Raw genomic sequence first — 19,953 nt, forward strand, 5'->3', positions numbered from 1 at the left:
ACCCCGCGCCGGCCGGGTGCCCGGCCAGCGCGGGGTGGCCCGGACCCGGCCGTCGGCGGTCACCAGCAGGGCGGCGTACCCGTCGAGGGCGGCCAGCCAGTCCAGGGCGTCCGGGCCCCCGGCGACGGCAGCCGTGGCGTACACGTCGGCCCACAGCAGGTCGGGGCCGACCACGGTGACGGATCGGACGGCCCCGGCGGGCCGGCCGGCGCGCGGGTCGGTGATGTGCGCGCCGCGCCGGGCGGTGCCGGAGGTGGCGACCGCCCCGGACGCCCGCTCCAGCACGTCGAGCAGGTGCCCCGGGGACTGCGGGTCCTCGACGCCGACCCGCCACGCCGGCCGGTCGGGCGCGGCGCGCAGCAGCACGTCGCCCCCGGCGTTGAGGCACACGTCGTGGTCGGCCAGGTCGGTCAGCCACCGGGCCGCCCGTTCGACCGCCCAGCCCTTGACCAGCCCGGACGGGTCGAAGCCGACGCCGCCGCGCGGCAGCGGCAGCCGCCGGGCGTCGAACCGGCCGCCGGTGCGCAGCCGGGCCAGCTCGCACAGCTCGACCACCTCCCGCACCGCCGGGTCGGCGGTGGCCGGGTCGGGCGACCGGCCGGCGAGCCGGCCGAGGACGCTGTCCGGCCGGTACGTGCTGAACGTGTCGTCGGCCGCGCGCAGCTCGGCGAAGAACGCCTCCACCCGGGCGGCGACGGCCTCGTCGCGCACCCCGGGCCCGCGCAGGTGCACGCTCACCGGCAGTCCCATCACCTGTTCCACCCAGGCCCGCCGGCCCGGCTCGGTGGTCGTGGCCATCGTGTCCACCTTCCCGTTCACAGGTGCGCCGCGTCGATGGCGGCCTGGAGGGACTCCCGGTAGCCGTCGCTGGTGACGGTGGCCCCGGAGACCGTGTCGATGTCGGCGCTCTGCGCGGCCAGGGCCGACTGCCGCAGGATCGGCACCGCGTAGTCGTTGATCTGCTGGTCCCGGTGGTTGCCGTCGGGCACCTGGAGCGCGGTGACGTCGGTGATCTTCCCGCCGGAGACGGTGATCCGGACCTGCACCGGCCCCCACCGGGTCTGCGCCACCGACCCGTCGTACCGCCCGGCGCCGGTGCCGGACGAGCCGGTGTCGGCGTCGGTGCCCGACGGGCCGGTGTCGGTGCCGGTGGTGGACGAGCCGGTGCTGGCGTCGCCGCCCGTGCCGGCGGCGATCGCGCTGCTCTCCCCGCCCACCCCCATCGTGCTGGTCTTGTAGCTGAACAGCAGCACCAGCGCCGCCACGGTGGACAGCAGCCACACGGTGATCCGTCGCATGGAAACCCCTTCGCGCCTGTCACCAGGCAAAACGTTCGTGGTGGGTGTGCTCGTCGGGCACCCCGGCGGCGCGGGTGGCGGCCCGTGCCGCGTCGACCCAGCCGTCCGGGCCGCAGAGGAAGACGTCGTGGTCGGCGATGTCGGGGGAGAGCCGGCGCAGCGCCTCGGCGTCGGTCGCCCCCTCCGCGTACGCCGGCAGCCAGGCGGGTCGCCCGGCGCGCGGGCCGACCAGGTGGTGCACCACCACCCCGCGCTCGGCCGCGAGCCGGTCCAGCTCCGCGCGGAAGGCGATCTCCTCCTCGGTACGCGCGCGGTAGAGCAGCACCGCCTGCCCCGGGGCGTACGGCAGTTCCCACAGCAGCGCCAGCAGCGGCGTGACGCCGACCCCGCAGGCGAACATCGTGATCCCGCCGCCGCGCCAGTGCTCCCCGGTCAGCCGCCCGTACGGGCCCTCCAGCAGCACCCGGGTGCCGGGGCGCAGGGCGGCCACCCGGGCGCTGCCGTCGCCGAGGTCCTTCACGGTGATCCGCATCAGGTCCCCCGACGGGGGCGCCGACAGCGAGTACGGGTGGGCCCGGGACCAGCCGGGGCCGTCGAGGAACCGCCAGGAGAAGAACTGCCCCGCCCGCACGGGCAGCCGGTGCAGGTCCCGCCCGCGCAGCCACACCGACGTCACCCCCGGCGCCTCGGGCACCACCGCCGCCACCTCGACCCGGTGTCGCAGGGAGCGCCACGCCGGCAGCCCCAGCCGGAACACCAGCACGCTGCCCAGCGCCAGCAGGTACGCCGTCCACCAGTACGCCCGCGCGACGGGTGAGGCGACGAAGTCCGCGCCGGTCCAGAGCTGGTGCGGCAGCGCCAGCGCGATCCCCAGGTACGCGTACAGGTGCAGCAGGTGCCAGGACTCGTAGCGCAACCGGCGGCGGGCCGCCCGCACCGACGTGACCACCACCAGCACCAGCAGGCCCAGCGCGGCGGTGGCCAGCAGCATCCCCGGGTACCCGGTGACCAGCAGCCAGAACTGCGTGACGACGTCCTCGCGGGCGGTGCCCGCGTACCCGATGGTGGTCAGCGCCACGTGGGCCAGCAGCAGGTGGAACGAGGCGAAGCCGGCGAGCCGGTGCCAGCGGGCGATCCGGTCCTGGCCGAAGCGCCGCTCGACCAGCGGCACCCGGGCCATCAGGACCACCTGGATCAGCATCAGGTCGGCGCTGAGCAGGCCGGTGAGCCGGCCGGCGGAGGTGAGGCCGGTGGCCACCCCGGACAGCAGCTCCTGCACCCCCCGGTCGGCCGTCCAGAGGGCGGTGACCACGAGCAGGCTGAGCGCGGCGGCGACGCCCGCCACGTCGGCCCACCAGCCGGGGGCTCCCGGCGGGACGAGGCGGGCCGGGGCCGGTCGTTCGGCGACGGCGGCGCTCATCCGTCGATCGTTTCGGTACGACTGACGTTCATGGGGTCCACCCTGCGGCGGTGACCTCGACCGGCCCCTTGTGAAACCTGTGCGCGTACTGAGAATCCCGGCGGTCAGCGGCCGGCGGCGGCAGCGCCGGTGACCACCGCGTCGGGCGCGGGCGGCACGGTCTGCCGCCCGGGCGGGGCGGCCCGGGCCGTCTCGGCCAGCACCACCCCGAGCAGCACCAGCGCGCCGCCGCCGAGCTGGGCGACGTTGAGCGCCTCGCCCGCGCCGATGACCACCCAGGCGACCGCCGCGGCGAGCACCGGCTCCACCATGCCGACGATCCCGACGCTGGTCGCGGGCAGGTGCCGCATCGCGCCGGCCACCAGCAGGTACGGCACGACCGAGCCGAGCACCACCACGTACGCGCAGAGCAGCGCGACCGGCACGCCCCCGGCGCGGCCGGTCAGCGGCTCCCAGCCGCCGGTGCCGGCGGTGACCGCGCGGGTGATCAGCCCGGCCACGGCGGACCCGCCGAACGCCCAGGTGCACAGCGACAGGGTGTCGCGGCCCTGCACGCCCCGCGCCCCGAGCACGTAGTAGCCGGCCAGGAAGACCGCCGCGCCCACGCCGGCCAGCACGCCCAGGCCGTCCAGCCGCAGCCCGCCCCACACCTCGGCCACGCAGCCCAGCCCGACGAGGCTCAGCGCCAGGCCGACCCAGAGCCGGGGACGGACCCGGTGCCGCTGGCCGAACCGGGCCCAGAGGGCGACCAGCAGCGGGGCGGAGTACTCGAACAGCAGGCCGATCCCGACCGGCAGCCGGGAGATGGCGACGAAGTAGAGCATCGGCACCAGGAAGAAGCCGGTCAGGCCGTACCCGATCAGCAGCGGCAGCTGCCGGGCGGTGACCCGCAGCCGGCGTGCCCCCGGACGCAGCGCGACGCTGAGCAGCAGCAGGATGGCGACCGCGCCCAGGGCGCGCAGCAGGGTCAGCTGCTGCGCGTTCAGGCCGGCCCGGAGCACCAGCTTGGAGACCGTGCCGTTGACGGCGAACAGGGCTCCCGAGCCGAGCACCATGGCGACACCGAGGGCGGGGCGGGGAGTCGTCACCAGCAGAGGCTAGCGTCGCCGCCTGTTTCGGCACGCCGGCCTGCCACACGTTGCGTTTTCGTCGGGCGCGGGGTGTACTGTCAGCAGTAGTTAGAACGAGTGTTCGATTGCCTCGAACGCCCGTTCCAACAACCCGGGGTGGTGTTTCGCGGCGCCGGCCCCGGGCGGTGCGGCTCCGCGGGCCGCACCTGGGTCCCGGGCAGTCGCGAGTCCGGGTCCGTCAGGCAGGAGCGTCGCCCGCCGCCCACGACCCCCGGGCGGCGGGCGACGAACCCGCCGGTATCGCCGGCCGGGTGTGGTGTGGGGAAGCGTCCACACCCGGCCGGCCCCACCCGGTGCGTCTTCCTCCGCACCACCCGACCCGGCCCGTGCCGGCGGCCCCGGCCGCCGTGCCCGGCCCCGGCCACGTGGAGGAGACAGCCCATGCCGACCAACTCGGCCCAGCCACCGACGGTGCCGGCGCACGTGCTGCCGAACCGCACCCCGGCCCAGCTCCTCGCGGTGGCCCGGCACGGGCTGGCGGAGGCCGCCCGCACCCGCCCCGACGGCCTGCGCTACGCCGCGGCCCACCTCGCCGCCCTCCGCGCCGCCGCGGCCGTGCTCGCCGCCCGCGCCCGCCCCGCGCCGGCCCGGCGACACCGCATCACCAGCGTCTGGGTCCTGCTCTGCACCGTCGCCCCCGAGCTGGACGAGTGGGCCGCCTACTTCGCCGCCGGCGCGGGCAAGCGCGCCGCCGCCGAGGCCGGCATCCCCCGGGTGGTCAGCGCCCGGCAGGCCGACGACCTGCTCCGGGCGGCCGAGCAGTTCGTGACGGTGGTGGAGACCTCCCTCGGGCTGACCCACCAGCCGGCGCTCGACGGCCTCGCCGCCTGACCGCGACCGGCGCCCACCCACCCAGCACGGCACTTCGGCACTTCGGCACGGCACTTCCGCACGGCACTTCGGCAACGACGGGCGAGGCACGACAGGGGGTAGGTCCGATGGCGGGCCGCATGGTGGTCGGTTCCGCCGCACTGGCCGGCCTGGTCCGTCCGGCGAGCGCGCCGGACCCGGCCGGGGCGCACCGGATGCTGCCGGTGGCCGCCGAGCTGACCGGCCTGCTGCCCAGCCGGGGGCTGCGTCGGGGCAGCACGATCGCGGTCGCCGCCGGCCAGCCCCGGCACAGCGGCGGCACCTCCCTGGTGCTGGCGCTGCTCGCCGAGGCGTCCCGGGCCGGCTCGTGGTGCGCCGTGGTGGGGGTGCCGACCTTCGGCGCGGGGGCCGCGGCCGAGGCCGGCATCGCCCTGGACCGGCTCGCCCTGGTGCCGCAGCCCGGGCCGGACTGGCCGACCGTCGTCGCCGCCCTGATCGACGGGGTGGACGTGGTGGTCGCCGCCGTGCCGGCCACCGTCTCCGCCTCCGTGGCCAACCGGCTGGCCGCCCGAGCGCGGCAGCGCGGCAGCGTGCTCGTCCCGTACGGCCGGTGGGACGGCGCGGACGTCACGCTGCAGGTGGTCCGGGGCGTCTGGGAAGGGCTGGGCCAGGGCCGGGGCCGGCTGCGGCGGCGCGAGGTCACCATCTGCGCCCGGGGGCGGGGCGCGGCGGCCCGGCCCAAGGAGATCAAGGTCTGGCTTCCCGGAGACGCGCTCACCCGGGTCATCCCCCGCCCACCCGTCGCGTCGGGCGGCTCCGCCACCGGCCGCTCGGCCGCCGGCCGGCTCCGCCCCGTCCCGCCGTCGTCGGTTGCGCCGCGGTCGGTCGAGTCACCGCCGTCGCCCGCCGCGTCGTCACTGTCGTCGGCCGTCCCACTGTCGTCGGCCGTCCCGCTGTCGTCGGCCGTCCCGCTGTCGTCGGCCGTCCCGCCGTCGGCGGACGCACCGCCCCGCCGGGGCACGCTCACCATGGTCGGCCCGGCGTGACCGAGGCGCCGGTGCGGACGCTGCTGCTCTGGTGCCCCGACTGGCCGGTGCTCGCCGCCGAGCTCGTCGACGGGGTGCCGGCGACCGGGGCGGTGGCCGTGCTGCACGCCAACCGGGTGGTCGCCTGCTCCGAGGCGGCCCGCGCCGAGGGCGTCCGCCGGGGCCTGCGCAAGCGGGAGGCGCAGGGGCGCTGCCCCCGGCTGACCGTCGTCGACCACGACCCGGGGCGGGACGCCCGGGCCTTCGAGCCGGTGGTCGCCGCCGTCGAGGAGTTGGCCGCCGGCGTCGAGGTGGTGCGCCCCGGCGCCTGTGCGCTGGCCGCCCGGGGCCCGGCCCGCTACCTGGGCGGCGAGGAGACGGCCGCCGAGCGGATCATCGAGCACGTCGCCCAGACCTGTGCGGTGGAGAGCCAGGTGGGCATCGCCGACGGGGTGTTCGCCGCCGGCCTGGCGGCCCGGGACGGGCGGGTGGTGCCCCCCGACGGCACCCCCGGCTTCCTGGCCTGCCTGCCGGTGGAGGCGCTCGGCCGGCCGGCCCTGGCCGACCTGCTGCGCCGGCTCGGCGTACGCACCCTGGGGGGCTTCGCCGCGCTGCCGGCCGGGGACGTGCTGGCCCGGTTCGGGTTCGACGGCGCGCTGGCCCACCGGCTCGCCGCCGGCCGGGACCACCGGCCGTTGGCCGTCCGTCGGCCCCCGGCGGACCTGGCCGTCACCGCCGACCACGACGAGCCGATCGACCGGGTCGACGCCGCCGCCTTCGCCGCCCGGGCGCTAGCCGAGCGGTTGCACGACCGGCTCGCCGCGCACGGGCTGGCCTGCACCCGGCTGGGCATCGAGGCGGTCACCGCCGACGGCCAGGAGCTGCACCGCGTGTGGCGGCACGACGGGCTGCTCACCGCGGCGGCCGTCGCCGACCGGGTGCGATGGCAGCTCGACGGCTGGCTCACCGGCAGCGCCGGCCGCCCCGGTGCCCGCCCGACCCATCCGACGGCCGGGATCATCCGGCTGCGCCTGGTGCCCGACGGGGTGCTCGCCCGGGCCGACCTGCAACCCGGGCTGTGGGGGGAGACGGGCGAGGAACGCGAGCGGGCGCACCGGGCGCTGAGCCGGGTGCAGGGCCTCCTCGGCCCCGAGGCGGTGGTCACCGCGGTGCTCGGCGGCGGCCGGTCACCGGACGACCAGGTGCGGCTGGTGCCGTGGGGCGACGAACGGCTGCCCGCCCGCCCCGGCGAGCCGATCGGCCCTGCCCGGGGCGGGGCGGCCTCGTTGGGGCGGGGCACGTCGCCGCCGTGGCCGGGTCGGCTGCCGCCGCCTTCGCCGGCCGTGGTGCTGCCCGCCCCGCTCGCCGCGACCGTCCACGACGCGGCCGGCGAGCCGGTCGGGGTCAGCGCGCGGCTCCAGCTCACCGCCACCCCGGCGCGGCTGGCCGTCGGCGCGGCCCGCCCGGTGGAGATCGTCGGCTGGGCCGGCCCGTGGCCGGTGGACGAGCGCTGGTGGTCCCCGGCGGAGGCCCGCCGCCGGGCCCGGTTCCAGGTGTGCCTGGCCGACGGGGCGGCCCTCCTGCTGGCGGTCGAGTCCGGCCAGTGGCTGGTGGAGGCGATCTATGACTGACCGCCCGGACCTTCCCGCCGCAGATCTTGGTACGTTTCGGCCCCTCCAGGGGCCGAAACGTACCAAGATCTCCGTGTCACGGGGTGCGCGGTGAGCTTTCACAATCCCGGGATGGGCTGGGGGGAGCTGGAGCGGGTGCTCTCCGGGCGGGGCGGCGAGCCGGGTCGGAGCAGAGAGCAGGGCGGCGCGGGCGGGCGGCACCTGTGGGCCGTGGACCCGCCCGTGGTGGATCCCCTCGCCGTCGACGCCGACGGGGGCGACGGCCCCGCCTGGAGCCGCCGCCGGGGCCGGTACACCCCGCCGGAGCCACCCCACCACACCGGCGGCGGGCCGGGCGGTGGCGGGCCGGGCAGCGGTGCCGTGCCGTACGCCGAGCTGCACGCGCACAGCAACTTCAGCTTCCTCGACGGGGCCAGCCACCCCGAGGAGCTGGCCGAGGAGGCGGCCCGGCTCGGGCTCACCGCGCTCGCCGTCACCGACCACGACGGCTTCTACGGCGTGGTGCGCTTCGCCGAGGCGGCCCGCGCGCTGCACCTGCCGACGGTCTTCGGCGCGGAGCTGTCCCTCGGGCTGCCCGGCCCGCAGAACGGCGAGCCCGACCCGCTCGGTGCGCACCTGCTGGTGCTCGCCCACGGCCACGAGGGATACGCGCGGCTCGCCGCCACCATCTCCCGGGCCCAGCTGCGCGGCGGCCAGAAGGGCCGCCCCGACTACGGGGAGCTGGAGGAGGTCGCCGCCGAGCTGCGCGACCACGTGCTGGTGCTCACCGGCTGCCGCAAGGGGCACGTGCCGGCCGCGCTGCTCACCGCGGGCGTCGACGCGGCGGCCCGGGAGCTGGACCGGCTCACCGCGCTGTTCGGCGCGGAGACGGTGGCGGTGGAGCTGACCGACCACGGGCACCCGGTCGACGGCGACCGCAACGACGCGCTCGCCGAGCTGGCCCGCGCCGCCGGGCTGCCCACGGTGGCCACGAACAACGTGCACTACGCCACCCCGGGCCGCCGCCGGCTGGCCACCACCCTGGCCGCCGTGCGGGCCCGGCGCAGCCTCGACGAGATCGACGGCTGGCTGCCCGCCGCCGGCACCGCCCACCTGCGCGACGGGGCGGAGATGGCGGCGCGGTTCACCGCTTACCCGGGTGCGGTGGCGCGGGCCGCCGAGTTCGGCGCGGAGCTGGCGTTCGACCTGCAACTGGTCGCGCCGAAGCTGCCGGCGTACCCGGTGCCGCCGGGGCACACCGAGATGAGCTGGCTGCGCGAGCTGACCATGGCCGGGGCCCACGAGCGGTACGGGCCGCCCGCGGCCCATCCGGAGGCGTACGCGCAGCTCGACCACGAGCTGCGGATGATCGACGAGCTGGGCTTCCCCGGCTACTTCCTGGTGGTCTACGACATCGTCGCGTTCTGCCGCGCGCAGGACATCTACTGCCAGGGCCGGGGGTCGGCGGCCAACTCGGCGGTCTGCTACGCGCTGCGGATCACCAACGTGGACGCGGTGCGGCACCGGCTGCTGTTCGAGCGGTTCCTCGCCCCGGAGCGCGACGGGCCGCCCGACATCGACGTGGACATCGAGTCCGACCGCCGGGAGGAGGTGATCCAGCACGTCTACGCCCGGTACGGCCGGGAGCACGCCGCCCAGGTCGCCAACGTCATCTCCTACCGGCCGCGTTCGGCGGTGCGGGACGTGGCGAAGGCGTTCGGCTTCTCGCCCGGCCAGCAGGACGCCTGGAGCAAGCAGATCGACCGCTGGGGCTCGGTCGCCGCGGTCGACGCCGAGGACGTCCCCGAGCAGGTCGTGGCGTACGCGAACGAGTTGCAGACGTTTCCGAGGCACCTGGGCATCCACTCCGGCGGGATGGTGATCTGCGACCGGCCGGTGATCGAGGTCTGCCCGGTGGAGTGGGGGCGGATGCCCGGCCGCAGCGTGCTGCAGTGGGACAAGGACGACTGCGCCGCCGTCGGGCTGGTCAAGTTCGACCTGCTCGGCCTCGGCATGCTCTCCGCCCTGCACTACGGCTACGACATGATCGGCGAGACCCTCGACCTGGGCGACATGACCCTCGACGACCCCGAGGTCTACGACATGCTCTGCCGGGCCGATTCGGTGGGGGTGTTCCAGGTGGAGAGCCGCGCCCAGATGGCCACCCTGCCCCGGCTGAAGCCCCGCGAGTTCTACGACCTGGTGGTGGAGGTGGCGCTGATCCGGCCCGGCCCGATCCAGGGCGGCTCGGTGCACCCGTACATCCGGCGGCGCAACGGCCAGGAACCGGTGGCGTACCCGCACCCGCTGATGCGCAACGCGCTGGAGAAGACCCTCGGCGTGCCGCTGTTCCAGGAGCAGCTGATGCAGCTCGCCATCGACCTGGCCGGCTTCGACGCGGCGGAGGCCGACCAGCTGCGCCGGGCGATGGGGGCGAAGCGGTCGGTGCAGCGGATGGCGCGGATCGCCGACCGGCTCTACGCGGGGATGGCCGAGCGGGGCATCGCCGGGGAGCTGGCCGACGACGTCTACCGCAAGCTCACCGCGTTCGCCAGCTACGGCTTCCCGGAGAGCCACGCGATGAGCTTCGCCTACCTGGTGTACGCCAGCTCCTGGCTGAAGCGCTACCACCCGGGCCCGTTCCTGGCCGCGCTGCTCAACGCCCAGCCGATGGGCTTCTACTCGCCGCAGACCCTGGTCGACGACGCGCGGCGGCACGGCGTGCAGGTGCGCCGGCCGGACGTCAACGCCAGCGGCGCGAAGGCGGTGCTGGAATCCACCCCGGAGACCCGGTGGGGGAGCGTGCCGGGCGAGCCGCCGCACGCGTGGGGGCTGGGCGGTCCGGCGGTGCGGCTCGGGCTGGGCGGCGTGCGTACCCTCGGCGATCCGGTTGCCGAGCGGATCGAGGCGGAGCGGGCGGCGCACGGGCCGTACCGCGACATGCCGGACCTGGCCCGGCGCGTGGGCCTGTCGGCCGCGCAGCTGGAGGCGCTGGCCACCGCCGACGCCTTCGCCTGCTTCGGTCTGACCCGGCGGCAGGCGCTCTGGGCCGCCGGGGCGGCCGCCCAGGACCGGCCGGGCCGGCTGCCGGGCACGGTGACCGGCGCGACCGCGCCGACGCTGCCCGGCATGGACGCGGTGGACCGCCTCGTCGCCGACGTCTGGGCGACGGGCCTGTCGCCGGAGAGCCACCCGGCCCGGTTCCTGCGCGACCGGCTCGACGCCCTCGGCGCGGTGCCGATCGCCCGGCTGGGGCGGGTGGAGCCGGGCCGGCGGATCCGCGTCGGCGGGATCGTCACCCACCGGCAGCGGCCGGCGACCGCCGGCGGGGTCACCTTCCTCAACCTGGAGGACGAGACCGGCATGCTCAACGTCACCTGCTCGCCGGGGCTGTGGCAGCGCTACCGGAAGGTGGCGCGCACCAGCGCCGCGCTGGTGGTGCGCGGCCGGTTGCAGCGGCACGAGGGGGTGACCAACCTGACCGCCGACCGGCTCGACCCGATCGAGCCGCCGGTCGCCCCGGCCTCCCGCGACTTCCGCTGACGGTGCAAGGAAGGGCACCTTGTTAACGCTTTCTGCATAGCAGGGGCCCCCTGTTAACACCGCCGGGGCTGACTAGGCTCGACCGTGTGGAGCAGACCAGTACCCGGTTCACCGGCCCGCCGTTGACCCCCCGTACCGCCGTCATCTGGTCGGTGCTCCGGGCCGAGCTGGAACGCCGCGCCGGCGACCGGCTCACCGTCCTCGACGTGGGCGGCGGCACCGGCGGCTTCGCCGTGCCGCTCGCGCAGGCCGGGCACCGGGTCACCGTGGTCGACGCCAGCCCCGACGCGCTCGCCGCGCTCACCCGCCGGGCCGCCGAGTCCGGCGTCGCCGACCGGGTGCGCGCCGTCCAGGGCGACGGCGACGCCCTCGCCGGGCTGGTCGAGCCGGCCAGCGTCGACCTGGTGCTCTGCCATTCCGTACTGGAGGTCGTCGACGACCCCGCGCCCGTGGTGGCCGCGCTGGTCACCGCGCTGCGCCCGGGCGGCGCGGCGAGCGTGCTGGTGGCCGGGCAGGCCGCCGCGGTGCTCGGCCGGGCGATGAACGGCCACCTCGACGTGGCCGCCGCCCTGGCCGCCGACCCGGCCGGCACCGCCGGCCCCCGCGACACCCTGCGCCGCCGCTACGACGCCGACCGCGCCGCCGCGCTGCTGGCCGCCGCCGGTCTCACGGTCGAGGAGATCCACGGGGTACGCGTCCTGGCCGACCTCCTCCCCGCCGCCGTCGCGGACGGCCAGCAGGCCGCCGTGGTCGAGCTGGAGCGGGCCCTGGCCGCCCGGCCGCCGTACCGGGACCTCGCGGCCCAGCTGCACCTCTTCGCCCGCCGCCCGGCATGACCGCCGCCGTCCCGCCCCCGCCCGGGGAGCCCGCGCGCAGGGCCGCCGTCCCGCCCCCGCGCCCGCCCGCCGATCCGCTGGCCCCGGTGCCGCCCCGCTACGGCGGGGCGAGCCTCGCCGACGTGCTGCCCAGCGCCCTGGCGGTGCTCGGCGTGCCCGGGGCCGTCGACCTGCTCGGCCTGACGCCGGCACTCGCCGGGGTGCGGCGGGTCGCGGTGCTGCTGGTCGACGGGCTCGGCTGGTACCAGATCCCCACCGCCGCCCCGCACGCGCCGACCCTCGCCGGGCTGGCCGCGACCGTCGGCCGCCCGCTCACCTGCGGCTTCCCGTCGACCACCCCGACCAGCCTGGTGACGCTGGGCACCGGGGCCGCGCCCGGCGCGCACGGGGTGCTCGGGTTCCGGGTGCGGGTGCCCGACACCGACCGGGTGCTCAGCCACATCGAGTGGACCGGCGACCCGGAGCCGCTGCGCTGGCAGCCCGTCGCCACCCAGCTCGAACGCGCCCGCGCCGCCGGGGTCGCGGTGACCGTGGTGAGCCGCCCCGAGTACGCCGGCAGCGGGCTCACCCTCGCCGCCAACCGGGGCGGCGACTACCGGGGCGCCGCCGACGCCGCCGCGCTGGCCACCGCGATGCTGACCGCGCTGCACGCCGGGGCCGGGCCGACCCTGGTCTCCGGCTACCACCCCGACCTGGACCGGCACGGCCACCTCTCCGGCGTCGACTCGGCGCCGTGGCGGGCCGCCGCGGCCGGGGTGGACGCGCTGCTCGCCCGGCTGGTCGACGGACTGCCGCCGGACGCCGCGCTGCTGGTCACCGCCGACCACGGCCAGCTCGACGTGCCGCCGGCCGACCGGATCGACTTCGACGCCGACGACCGGCTGCGGGCCGGGGTGCGGGTGCTCGCCGGGGAGCCCCGGGTCCGCTACCTGCACGTCGCGCCGGGCGCGGCCGAGGACGTGGTGGCCGCCTGGTCGGCCGTGCTCGGCGACGCGGCCCGGGTGCTGCGCCGCGAGGAGGCGGTGGCGACCGGCTGGTTCGGGCCGGTGCCCGAGGCGCACCTGGGCCGCATCGGCGACGTGGTGGTGGTCTGCCGGGGCACGTCCGCCGTGGTCGCCACCCGCTCGGAGCACCCCATGGACTCCCGACTGGTGGCCTACCACGGGTCGGACACGGCCGCCGAGATGACGATCCCGCTGCTGGTGGTGCGCGGCTGAGCGGGGCGGCGCGGCCCCGGGGGCCGCGGCGTGTCGTACCCGGGGGCTAGCCTGCGGGGATGGGTCGCAGTCAGTCGTTGCCGCGCGGCGGCGACCCGCGCTTCGGGCCCGACGGCGACGACTCCGGCAGCCCGATCCTGCACGTCGACATGGACGCCTTCTACGCCTCGGTCGAGGTGCGCCGCCGCCCCGAGCTGCGGGGCCGGCCCGTCGTGGTCGGCGGGGTCGGCCCGCGCGGCGTGGTCAGCGCCGCCAGCTACGAGGCCCGCCGGTACGGCGTCCGCAGCGCCATGCCGATCATGCGGGCCCGGGCGCTGTGCCCGCACGCGGTCTACCTGCCGCCCGACTTCGCGCAGTACACGGCGGCCTCCCGGGCGGTGATGCAGATCCTGCGGGACGTCACGCCGCTGGTCGAGCCGCTCTCGCTCGACGAGGCGTTCCTCGACGTGGCCGGGGCCCGCCGGTTGTTCGGGCCGCCCGCCGAGATCGCCCGCGGCATCCGCGCCCGGGTCGCCGAGGAGCAGGGGCTGACCTGCTCGGTGGGGGTCGCGCCGAGCAAGTTCGTGGCCAAGCTCGGCTCCACCCGGGCCAAGCCCGACGGGCTGCTCGTGGTGCCGGCCGACCGGGTGCTCGATTTTCTGCGCCCCCTGCCGGTCGACGCGCTGTGGGGCGTGGGGGAGCGCTCCGCCGAGACGCTGCGCCGGCTCGGGCTGGCCACCATCGGCGACCTGGCCGAGGCGCCGCGCGGCATGCTCCGCAAGGCGCTCGGCGAGGCCGCCGCGGCCCACCTGCACGAGCTGGCCTGGGGGCGCGACCCGCGCCGGGTCAGCCCCGAGCAGGTGGAGAAGTCGATCGGCGCGGAGGTGACGTTCGACGCGGACGTGGCCGACCCGCTGGAGATCCGCCGGGCCCTGCTCGCCCTCGCCGAGAAGGTCGGCGCCCGGCTGCGCCGGGCCGGGCAGGTCGGCCGCACGGTGTCGATCAAGGTACGCATGGCCGACTTCCGCACGGTCAGCCGGTCCCGCACCCTCGACGTGGCGACCGACACGGCGCGGGAGATGTTCGACACGGCGTGGGCCCTCTACACCGTCCTCGACCCCGGTGAGCGGATCCGCCTCGTCGGGGTGCGGATGGAGGGTCTCGCCCCGGCGGGCGAGACGCCGCAGCAGCTGACGCTGGGCGCTCCCGAGCGCGGCTGGCGGGAGGCGGAGGCCGTGGCGGACGCCGCCGCCGCCCGATTCGGGCGTTCCGTCATAGGTCCGGCGAGCCTGCTCGGCCGGCGCGATCCCGGGCGAAACGAAAATCCGCCCCGCCCATAGGTCGTCCCGCTTTCCGACGCGCGACCCCCCTCGTAGACTTGTCGTTAAGCAGCCGGTTGGCTGCCACGGTCTGTCGGTCCGACCGGGCCGACCAGCGTGACCGGGGAGGAGTGCCGTGCCGCTCTCGGAGCACGAGCAGCGGCTGTTCGAGCAGATCGAGCGGTCGCTTGCCGAGGACCCAAAATTCGCCTCGGCCGTGCGTGCCAGCGATCCGCGCTTCCACGCGCGGCGTCGTCTGCTCGTCGCTGCCGGCGCGATCATCGTTGGCCTGGCTCTACTGGTCTACGGTGCGGTGATCAAGACCCCGCCGCTCGCGGTGGTGGGTTTCGTCATCATGCTGGGTTCGGCGGCGTACGCGGTGCAGTCGCACCGCAAGGCGCAGTCCCCCGACCTGCACGTGGTCGGGGGGACGACCACCAGCCGACGCCGCCCGCGCGGGCGGTCCGGCCGGCGGTCGTCGTTCGTGGATCGGATGGAGGACCGGTGGCGGCAGCGCCCGGAGGGGCACCGCTGACCCGGTTCCACCGCTGATCCTCGGTCCCGCCGGCCTGGCGGGACCACGCTGATCCGGCCCGCCGACGGCGGGCCGCTGCTTCCTGCCCGCACCCGGAGCCACGGGCGCTGCTTCCGCGTGCGGAGCGCGCGTTCGGTGGCCGCTTGCGGTGGAATCACGTCGGCGTGTCGTGTGCTGGAAGCAGCCAACGTTCTCGGCTGCCGCCCGGCCAGCCCGCCGTCCGCCAGCCCGCCAGCCCGCTCGCCAGGGCCAGTCTCCGACGACGGGAACGGCGTTGCCGGACGGGGGTCAGCGGCCGGTGCGGGTGGCCAGCAGGCGGCGCGGGCTCCAGCGCAGCAGCCGGTAGCGGGCGTCGCCCGTCCTGGCCACCAGCCGGGAGGACGTGTTGCCCAGCGCGGTGCGCCAGCGCAGCAGCACCGACGGCGGCAGCACCGCCGCCAGCAGCCGCGTCCGCCGGTCGGTCCGGGTGGCGAGCGCGCCCCGGACGGCGCGTAGCGCCGGGTGCAGCTCCCCGCCCGCGAGCGGGGTGCGGGCGTACCGGGCCAGCTCCTCGGCGCGGCCCAGCAGCCGCACCGCCGTGGCGGCGGAGGCGTCCTCGCCGACGGCCTCGGTGACCAGGCGCTCGGCGGTCGCCCGCGGCGTCTCCGTCCGGTCCACCCGGACCCGGTAGTCGACCAGGGTGTCGAGCAGCTCGTCCCAGGCGGCGTGCGCGTCCGCCCGCGCCCGGTCGGGGTCCAGCACCACGGTGACGGACCGGCCCGGTTCGCCGGCCGGGCCCGCGCCGGCGTCCACCGTGGCCGGTGCGAGCGCCACCGCCGGCCGGGCGGCCCGCCGGCGGCGCAGCGCCATCCGCCGCAGCGCCGGCACGGCGAGCAGGGCCAGCAGCGCCAGCGCGCCGGCCGCCCACCACGGCCACACCGGGGCCTGCCGGGTCGGATCGTTCGCCCCGACCGCCAGGCCGGCGTCGGTGTCCTGGTCGGCGGCGTCCGGGTCGGTGGCTTCTGGCGCCGCCTCCGGGTCGTCGGGGGCGGCCGGGGCGCCCGGCTCGGTGGCCGCCGGCTCCGGCGCGTCGGTGTCCGGTGCCCACGCCGAGCGGGTCGAGCCCTGCACCCCGTACGCCGGGGTGGCGTCGAACGGCACCCAGCCCATCCCGTCGAAGTAGACCTCCGTCCAGGCGTGCAGGTTGCGGTTGGTCAGCACGTACCCCTCGTCGGTGCGGCCGGTGCCGTTGGTGAAGCCGAACGCCACCCGGGCCGGGATGCCGGCCGACCGGACCAGCCACGCCATCGCCGCCGCGTACTGCTGGCAGAAGCCGGCCTTGTTGTTGAGGAAGTCGACGATGTCCTGACCGCTGGTGCCGCCCTTCGTGGTCAGGCTGTAGGTGAAGCCGTTGTCCGCCGAGAAGTGGTCGTAGATCGCCCGGACCTTGTCGTAGTCGGTGCTGCGGCCTCGCACAAGGTCGGCGACCAGGGTGTCGACCTGCTCGACCGGTGGGGTGGCGGTCTGCTGGAGCCGGATCGGGTGGTCCGAGGGCAGCGACGGGGCCCGCCGCAGCGCCGTCGGGGTGTACGTCGACCGGACGTAGTCGAACGAGTAGCGCTTGCCGCGGGAGTTCTCCCGGTTGGAGAAGACCACCTGCTGGTTCGGGTCGTAGAGCCAGTTGCCGCTGAGCTCCTCGGTGCGCACCGGCTCGGCGTAGGCCGGCAGCAGCGGCATGTTGAGGTTCTTCGAGACCTCCACGGTGGCCCGGTATTGTGCCCGCTCGACGCCGTTGCCGGTGCCCGAGCGCTGGGTCGGGTCGGGCAGGTCCCGGGTGACGGGCCGCCCGGTCGGGTTGCGCACCCGGAAGCCGTCGGGCCGCAGCTCGTCGGCGACGCCGTAGCGCAGGTAGAACGGGTTCGGCTCGGTGGTGGTCACCGTGACCATCTCGTAGACCTCGGACTGGTTGAGCTGCCCGCTCAGCGAGGCGAAGAGGTCGATGCGGCCCGGGTTGCCGCCCTGGCCGTTGCCCGACCCGGTGCCGGTGCCTGCGCCCACGGCGTTGAGCAGGCCCCCGGTCATCCCCGGCACCGCCAGCGGCAGCGCCACCGCCAGCACCACCCCGACCACGGCGAGCCGCCGCCCGGCGGCGGCCAACGGCGAGGACTCCCACACGTCCACGTCGCGGCCGTCCCCGGTGAACCGGCGGCCGAACCGGCGCACCCGGTCGACGTTGTCGGTGACCAGCAGCCACAGGTAGCCGGCCGCGCCGACCACGAACGGCACGGCGGGGACGCTGTCGACGTAGACGGCGACGGGCACCGAGTAGATGGCCAGCATCGGCAGCCCGGCCAGCGCCGGGCGGCGCAGGCCGACGGCGAGCACGTCCACCACCACGGCCACCCCGCCGATGCCGAGCACGCTGACGAACAGCAGCGGGTCGGTGTCGGGCACCTTCACCCCGTACGAGCGCATGTCCACCACGGACGCGCTCAGCAGCTCGCCGAAGTGGGCGAACGTGCCCGGCGTCGGCAGGAACGCCACCAGCTCGGTGCCGGCGGGGAAGAGCCAGGCCAGCGCGAGCGTCAACCCGCCGAGCATGCCCAGCACCTGCCCCCACAGCGGGGCCCGGACCAGCCGGGTCAGCGCGGCCACCCCGGCGACCACGGTGACCGCGATGGCCGCCTGGATGAGCCAGGTCCAGCGCTCGAAGATGGCCGACAGCGGGGCGGCCGCCAGCAGGGTCGCGGCGGCGGCCACGAAGCCGAGGTTGCGGGTCGCGGTCACGGGGGAGCCTTTCGGGGTCATCTTCCCGCCGGGGCGGGCCGGCAGGTGCGCCCGACCCGGCGGATCGTCACTTGACGCCGCCGGCCACGGTCTCGGCCAGCGCGGCCCGCAGGGCGAACCCCTGCGAGCCCCGGCCGGCCTGCGGCCACAGCGCGGGCAGCCGCGCGCCGTGGTCGACCCCGACGACCCGCCACCCGCTCTGCAGCAGGGCGAGCGCGGCGGCGCCGTGCGCGTGGTCGGCCTCGGCCCGGGCCCGGGGCGCGAGGTGGAGCCAGGTGGAGCTGTCCAGCAGGAAGCCGACGCAGGTCGCGCCGTTGCCGCGCAGGCCGGCGAGCAGCTCCGCCTCGGCGGTGCTCACCGCGCCGAACAGGCCGATGATCAGGCCGCCGTCGCCGCGCTGGCGGACCTGCCGCACCAGCGTGGTGATGTCGCCGCGCGGGTCGAGGCGGACCTCGGCGAGCTGGTCGAGCAGCAGGCCGTCCCCGGCGGCCTCGGTGGCGTCGACGTCCGCGCCGTCGCCGGTGACCAGGCGCAGCTTGTAGCCGGCCTGGCGCAGGTGCACGGCGATGCTGGCCGCCGCGGAGACCGCCCACTCGAAGCTCGCCGTGGGGCCGTCGCCCCGGTGGCCGTAGCCCCGGGTGTCCAGCACCACCGTCGCCCGGCTCTCCCAGGGCTGCTCCTCGCGGCGGACCATCAGCTCACCGGTGCGGGCCGTCGACTTCCAGTGCACCCGGCGCAGGTCGTCGCCCATCCGGTACTCCCGGGTCGCCGCGTCGTCCTCGCCGTGCACCGCCACCGACCGGGCGCGGCTGGAGCCGCTGCCCGCGTACTCGCCGGGGAGCCGGACCGAGGGCAGCGGGGTGACCTGCGGGATCACCGTGAGCTGGTCGACGCTGGGGAACGACCGGGTCAGCTCGCACAGCCCGAACGGGTCGGTGAGCCGGACCACCAGTGGGCCCACCTCGTACCGGCCGCGCACGTCCGCGCGGACCGTGTACGCCACGGAGCTGGCCTGGTGCGCGCCGAGCCGCTCCAGCACCACGCGGGGCCGGCTGCCCAGGGCGTACGGCAGCCGGTCCTCCAGCAGCAGCGTGCCGGTGGGCAGGCGGGACATGTTCTGCAACCGCAGCACCACCCGGGAGCTGGCCCCGACCGGCACCCGGTGCGGGTCCAGCGACCGGTTGCAGGCCAGCTTGTAGCGGCTGCGCCCCACGTACGCGGCGGCGAGCAACGGCAGGACGGCGAGCAGCACGGCCACCCGGAGCAGGTCCTTCTCGCCGAGGATGACGGCGGAGACCGCCGCGGCGAGCGCGGCGGCCAGGAACGAGCGGCCACGGGTGGTCAGGCCCCGGAGCCCGTCGCGCACGCTCACCGCCTCCGCGGCTCGTACGGGGCGCGGCCGTTGCCGTCGGCGGCGGGCCGGTTGTCGTACGGGGACCGCTGGCGGTCGTGCGGCAGCGGCAGCCGGTGCACCAGCTCGGCGACGATCGCGTCGGTGGTGCGCCGGGCGAGCTGCGCGTCGGCGGTCGGGATGATCCGGTGGGCGAGCACCGGCACCGCGAGCGCCTGCAGGTCGTCGGGGAGGACGTAGTCGCGCCCCTCCAGGGCGGCGACGGCGCGGGCGGTGCGCAGCAGCTGGAGGGTGGCCCGGGGCGACGCGCCCAGCCGCAGGTCGGGGGCCTCCCGGGTGGCGGTGACCAGGTCCACCGCGTACTGCTTCACGGCGTCGGCGACGTGCACCTCGCGGACGGTGGCGATGAGCCGGCGCACCGTGTCGGCGTCGGAGACCGCCCGCAGCTCCTGCAACGGGTCGGCCGCGCCGTGCCCGTCCAGCATGGCCAGCTCGGCCTCCGGCCCCGGGTAGCCCATCGCGATGCGGGCGGTGAACCGGTCGCGCTGCGCCTCGGGCAGCGGGTAGGTCCCCTCCATCTCGATCGGGTTCTGGGTCGCGATCACCATGAACGGGGTCTGCAGCTGGTAGGTGACCCCGTCGACGGTGACCTGCCGCTCCTCCATGCACTCCAGCAGGGCGGACTGGGTCTTCGGCGAGGCCCGGTTGATCTCGTCGCCGACGACGAGGTTGGCGAACACCGCGCCGGGGCGGAACTCGAAGTCGTGCGTCTCCTGGTTGTAGACGCTGACGCCGGTGACGTCGCTGGGCAGCAGGTCGGGGGTGAACTGGATGCGCCGTACCGAACAGTCGATCGACCGGGCGAGGGCCTTCGCCAGCTTGGTCTTGCCGACGCCCGGGACGTCCTCGATGAGGAGGTGGCCCTCGGCGAGCAGGACGGCCAGGGCGAGGCGGACGGTCGCCGTCTTGCCCTCGATGACCTGCTCGATGTTGGCCACGATGGCCTCGCTGGCGGCGCGGAACTCGTCGTGCGGCAGCAGACCGCCCACCTCGTCCCAGGTCTGTTGTGTCACGGGCCTCCTCCTCGTCGCCACGACGGCAGCTCTGTTAAGAG

At 76.6% G+C, this 19,953-nt stretch carries 14 protein-coding genes and 1 pseudogene; 8 read left to right on the forward strand and 7 right to left on the reverse strand.

Annotated features, from left to right (window positions below; genetic code table 11):
• The 4 genes from LPA42_RS21625 to LPA42_RS21640 form a co-directional block, all read right to left on the reverse strand.
• The coding region (locus tag LPA42_RS21625; RefSeq protein ID WP_228986820.1) for an FAD:protein FMN transferase at window positions 1-798 on the reverse strand (798 nt) is incomplete at its 3' end.
• Window positions 799-815: 17 nt separating this feature from the next.
• Window positions 816-1,298, reverse strand: a complete 483-nt coding sequence (locus LPA42_RS21630) for an FMN-binding protein (protein ID WP_077939035.1) — start codon at window positions 1,296-1,298, stop codon at window positions 816-818.
• A gap of 19 nt (window positions 1,299-1,317) precedes the next feature.
• On the reverse strand, window positions 1,318-2,718 hold the full coding sequence (locus tag LPA42_RS21635; RefSeq protein ID WP_077939036.1) for a ferric reductase-like transmembrane domain-containing protein: 1,401 nt from the start codon (window positions 2,716-2,718) through the stop codon (window positions 1,318-1,320).
• A 104-nt stretch (window positions 2,719-2,822) separates the two neighbouring features.
• Window positions 2,823-3,806, reverse strand: coding sequence for a DMT family transporter (locus tag LPA42_RS21640; RefSeq protein ID WP_144082718.1), 984 nt, complete (start codon window positions 3,804-3,806; stop codon window positions 2,823-2,825).
• A 423-nt stretch (window positions 3,807-4,229) separates the two neighbouring features.
• Between LPA42_RS21640 and LPA42_RS21645 the strand changes: the two genes are divergently transcribed.
• The 8 genes and pseudogenes from LPA42_RS21645 to LPA42_RS21680 all read left to right on the forward strand — a co-directional run bounded on the left by LPA42_RS21645 (window position 4,230) and on the right by LPA42_RS21680 (window position 14,722).
• Window positions 4,230-4,679, forward strand: coding sequence for an SAV_6107 family HEPN domain-containing protein (locus LPA42_RS21645; protein ID WP_077939038.1), 450 nt, complete (start codon window positions 4,230-4,232; stop codon window positions 4,677-4,679).
• A 107-nt stretch (window positions 4,680-4,786) separates the two neighbouring features.
• Window positions 4,787-5,539, forward strand: a pseudogene (locus LPA42_RS21650) (hypothetical protein); the annotation flags it as partial.
• A gap of 161 nt (window positions 5,540-5,700) precedes the next feature.
• Entirely contained in the window at window positions 5,701-7,314 is a 1,614-nt protein-coding gene (locus LPA42_RS21655) for a DNA polymerase Y family protein (protein ID WP_077939039.1), read from the forward strand.
• Window positions 7,315-7,404: 90 nt separating this feature from the next.
• On the forward strand, window positions 7,405-10,836 hold the full coding sequence (locus LPA42_RS21660) for an error-prone DNA polymerase (RefSeq protein ID WP_077939040.1): 3,432 nt from the start codon (window positions 7,405-7,407) through the stop codon (window positions 10,834-10,836).
• A 68-nt stretch (window positions 10,837-10,904) separates the two neighbouring features.
• The gene (locus LPA42_RS21665; RefSeq protein ID WP_077939041.1) at window positions 10,905-11,672 is read left to right on the forward strand and encodes a methyltransferase domain-containing protein; all 768 of its coding nucleotides are present in this window, start codon (window positions 10,905-10,907) and stop codon (window positions 11,670-11,672) included.
• Entirely contained in the window at window positions 11,669-12,889 is a 1,221-nt protein-coding gene (locus tag LPA42_RS21670; RefSeq protein ID WP_228986822.1) for an alkaline phosphatase family protein, read from the forward strand. The genes LPA42_RS21665 and LPA42_RS21670 overlap by 4 nt, the downstream gene beginning before the upstream one ends.
• Window positions 12,890-12,948: 59 nt before the next feature.
• Window positions 12,949-14,208, forward strand: a complete 1,260-nt coding sequence (locus LPA42_RS21675; RefSeq protein WP_077939047.1) for a DNA polymerase IV — start codon at window positions 12,949-12,951, stop codon at window positions 14,206-14,208.
• Window positions 14,209-14,323: 115 nt separating this feature from the next.
• Window positions 14,324-14,722: a DUF3040 domain-containing protein gene (locus tag LPA42_RS21680; protein WP_043967266.1), complete on the forward strand. Its 399-nt coding sequence runs from the start codon at window positions 14,324-14,326 to the stop codon at window positions 14,720-14,722.
• A gap of 288 nt (window positions 14,723-15,010) precedes the next feature.
• On the opposite strand, the gene LPA42_RS21685 is transcribed toward LPA42_RS21680, so the two are convergent.
• The 3 genes from LPA42_RS21685 to LPA42_RS21695 form a co-directional block, all read right to left on the reverse strand.
• Complete coding sequence (locus tag LPA42_RS21685; protein ID WP_077939048.1) at window positions 15,011-17,488, reverse strand: DUF3488 and transglutaminase-like domain-containing protein; 2,478 nt, start codon at window positions 17,486-17,488, stop codon at window positions 15,011-15,013.
• A 67-nt stretch (window positions 17,489-17,555) separates the two neighbouring features.
• Entirely contained in the window at window positions 17,556-18,854 is a 1,299-nt protein-coding gene (locus LPA42_RS21690; RefSeq protein ID WP_043969305.1) for a DUF58 domain-containing protein, read from the reverse strand.
• Window positions 18,855-18,856: 2 nt separating this feature from the next.
• The gene (locus LPA42_RS21695) at window positions 18,857-19,912 is read right to left on the reverse strand and encodes a MoxR family ATPase (protein WP_077939049.1); all 1,056 of its coding nucleotides are present in this window, start codon (window positions 19,910-19,912) and stop codon (window positions 18,857-18,859) included.
• Window positions 19,913-19,953 lie beyond the last annotated feature (41 nt).

It is taken from the genome of Micromonospora sp. DH13 (assembly GCF_020873825.1).
GTDB lineage: Bacteria > Actinomycetota > Actinomycetes > Mycobacteriales > Micromonosporaceae > Micromonospora > Micromonospora haikouensis.

Excerpts from the sequence above, each read along its gene's own strand:
- LPA42_RS21635 (WP_077939036.1), bottom strand. The coding sequence starts at position 2,718 with ATGAGCGCCGCCGTCGCCGAACGACCGGCCCCGGCCCGCCTCGTCCCG.
- LPA42_RS21675 (WP_077939047.1), top strand. The coding sequence starts at position 12,949 with ATGGGTCGCAGTCAGTCGTTGCCGCGCGGCGGCGACCCGCGCTTCGGG.
- LPA42_RS21630 (WP_077939035.1), bottom strand. The coding sequence starts at position 1,298 with ATGCGACGGATCACCGTGTGGCTGCTGTCCACCGTGGCGGCGCTGGTG.
- LPA42_RS21670 (WP_228986822.1), top strand. The coding sequence starts at position 11,669 with ATGACCGCCGCCGTCCCGCCCCCGCCCGGGGAGCCCGCGCGCAGGGCC.
- LPA42_RS21645 (WP_077939038.1), top strand. The coding sequence starts at position 4,230 with ATGCCGACCAACTCGGCCCAGCCACCGACGGTGCCGGCGCACGTGCTG.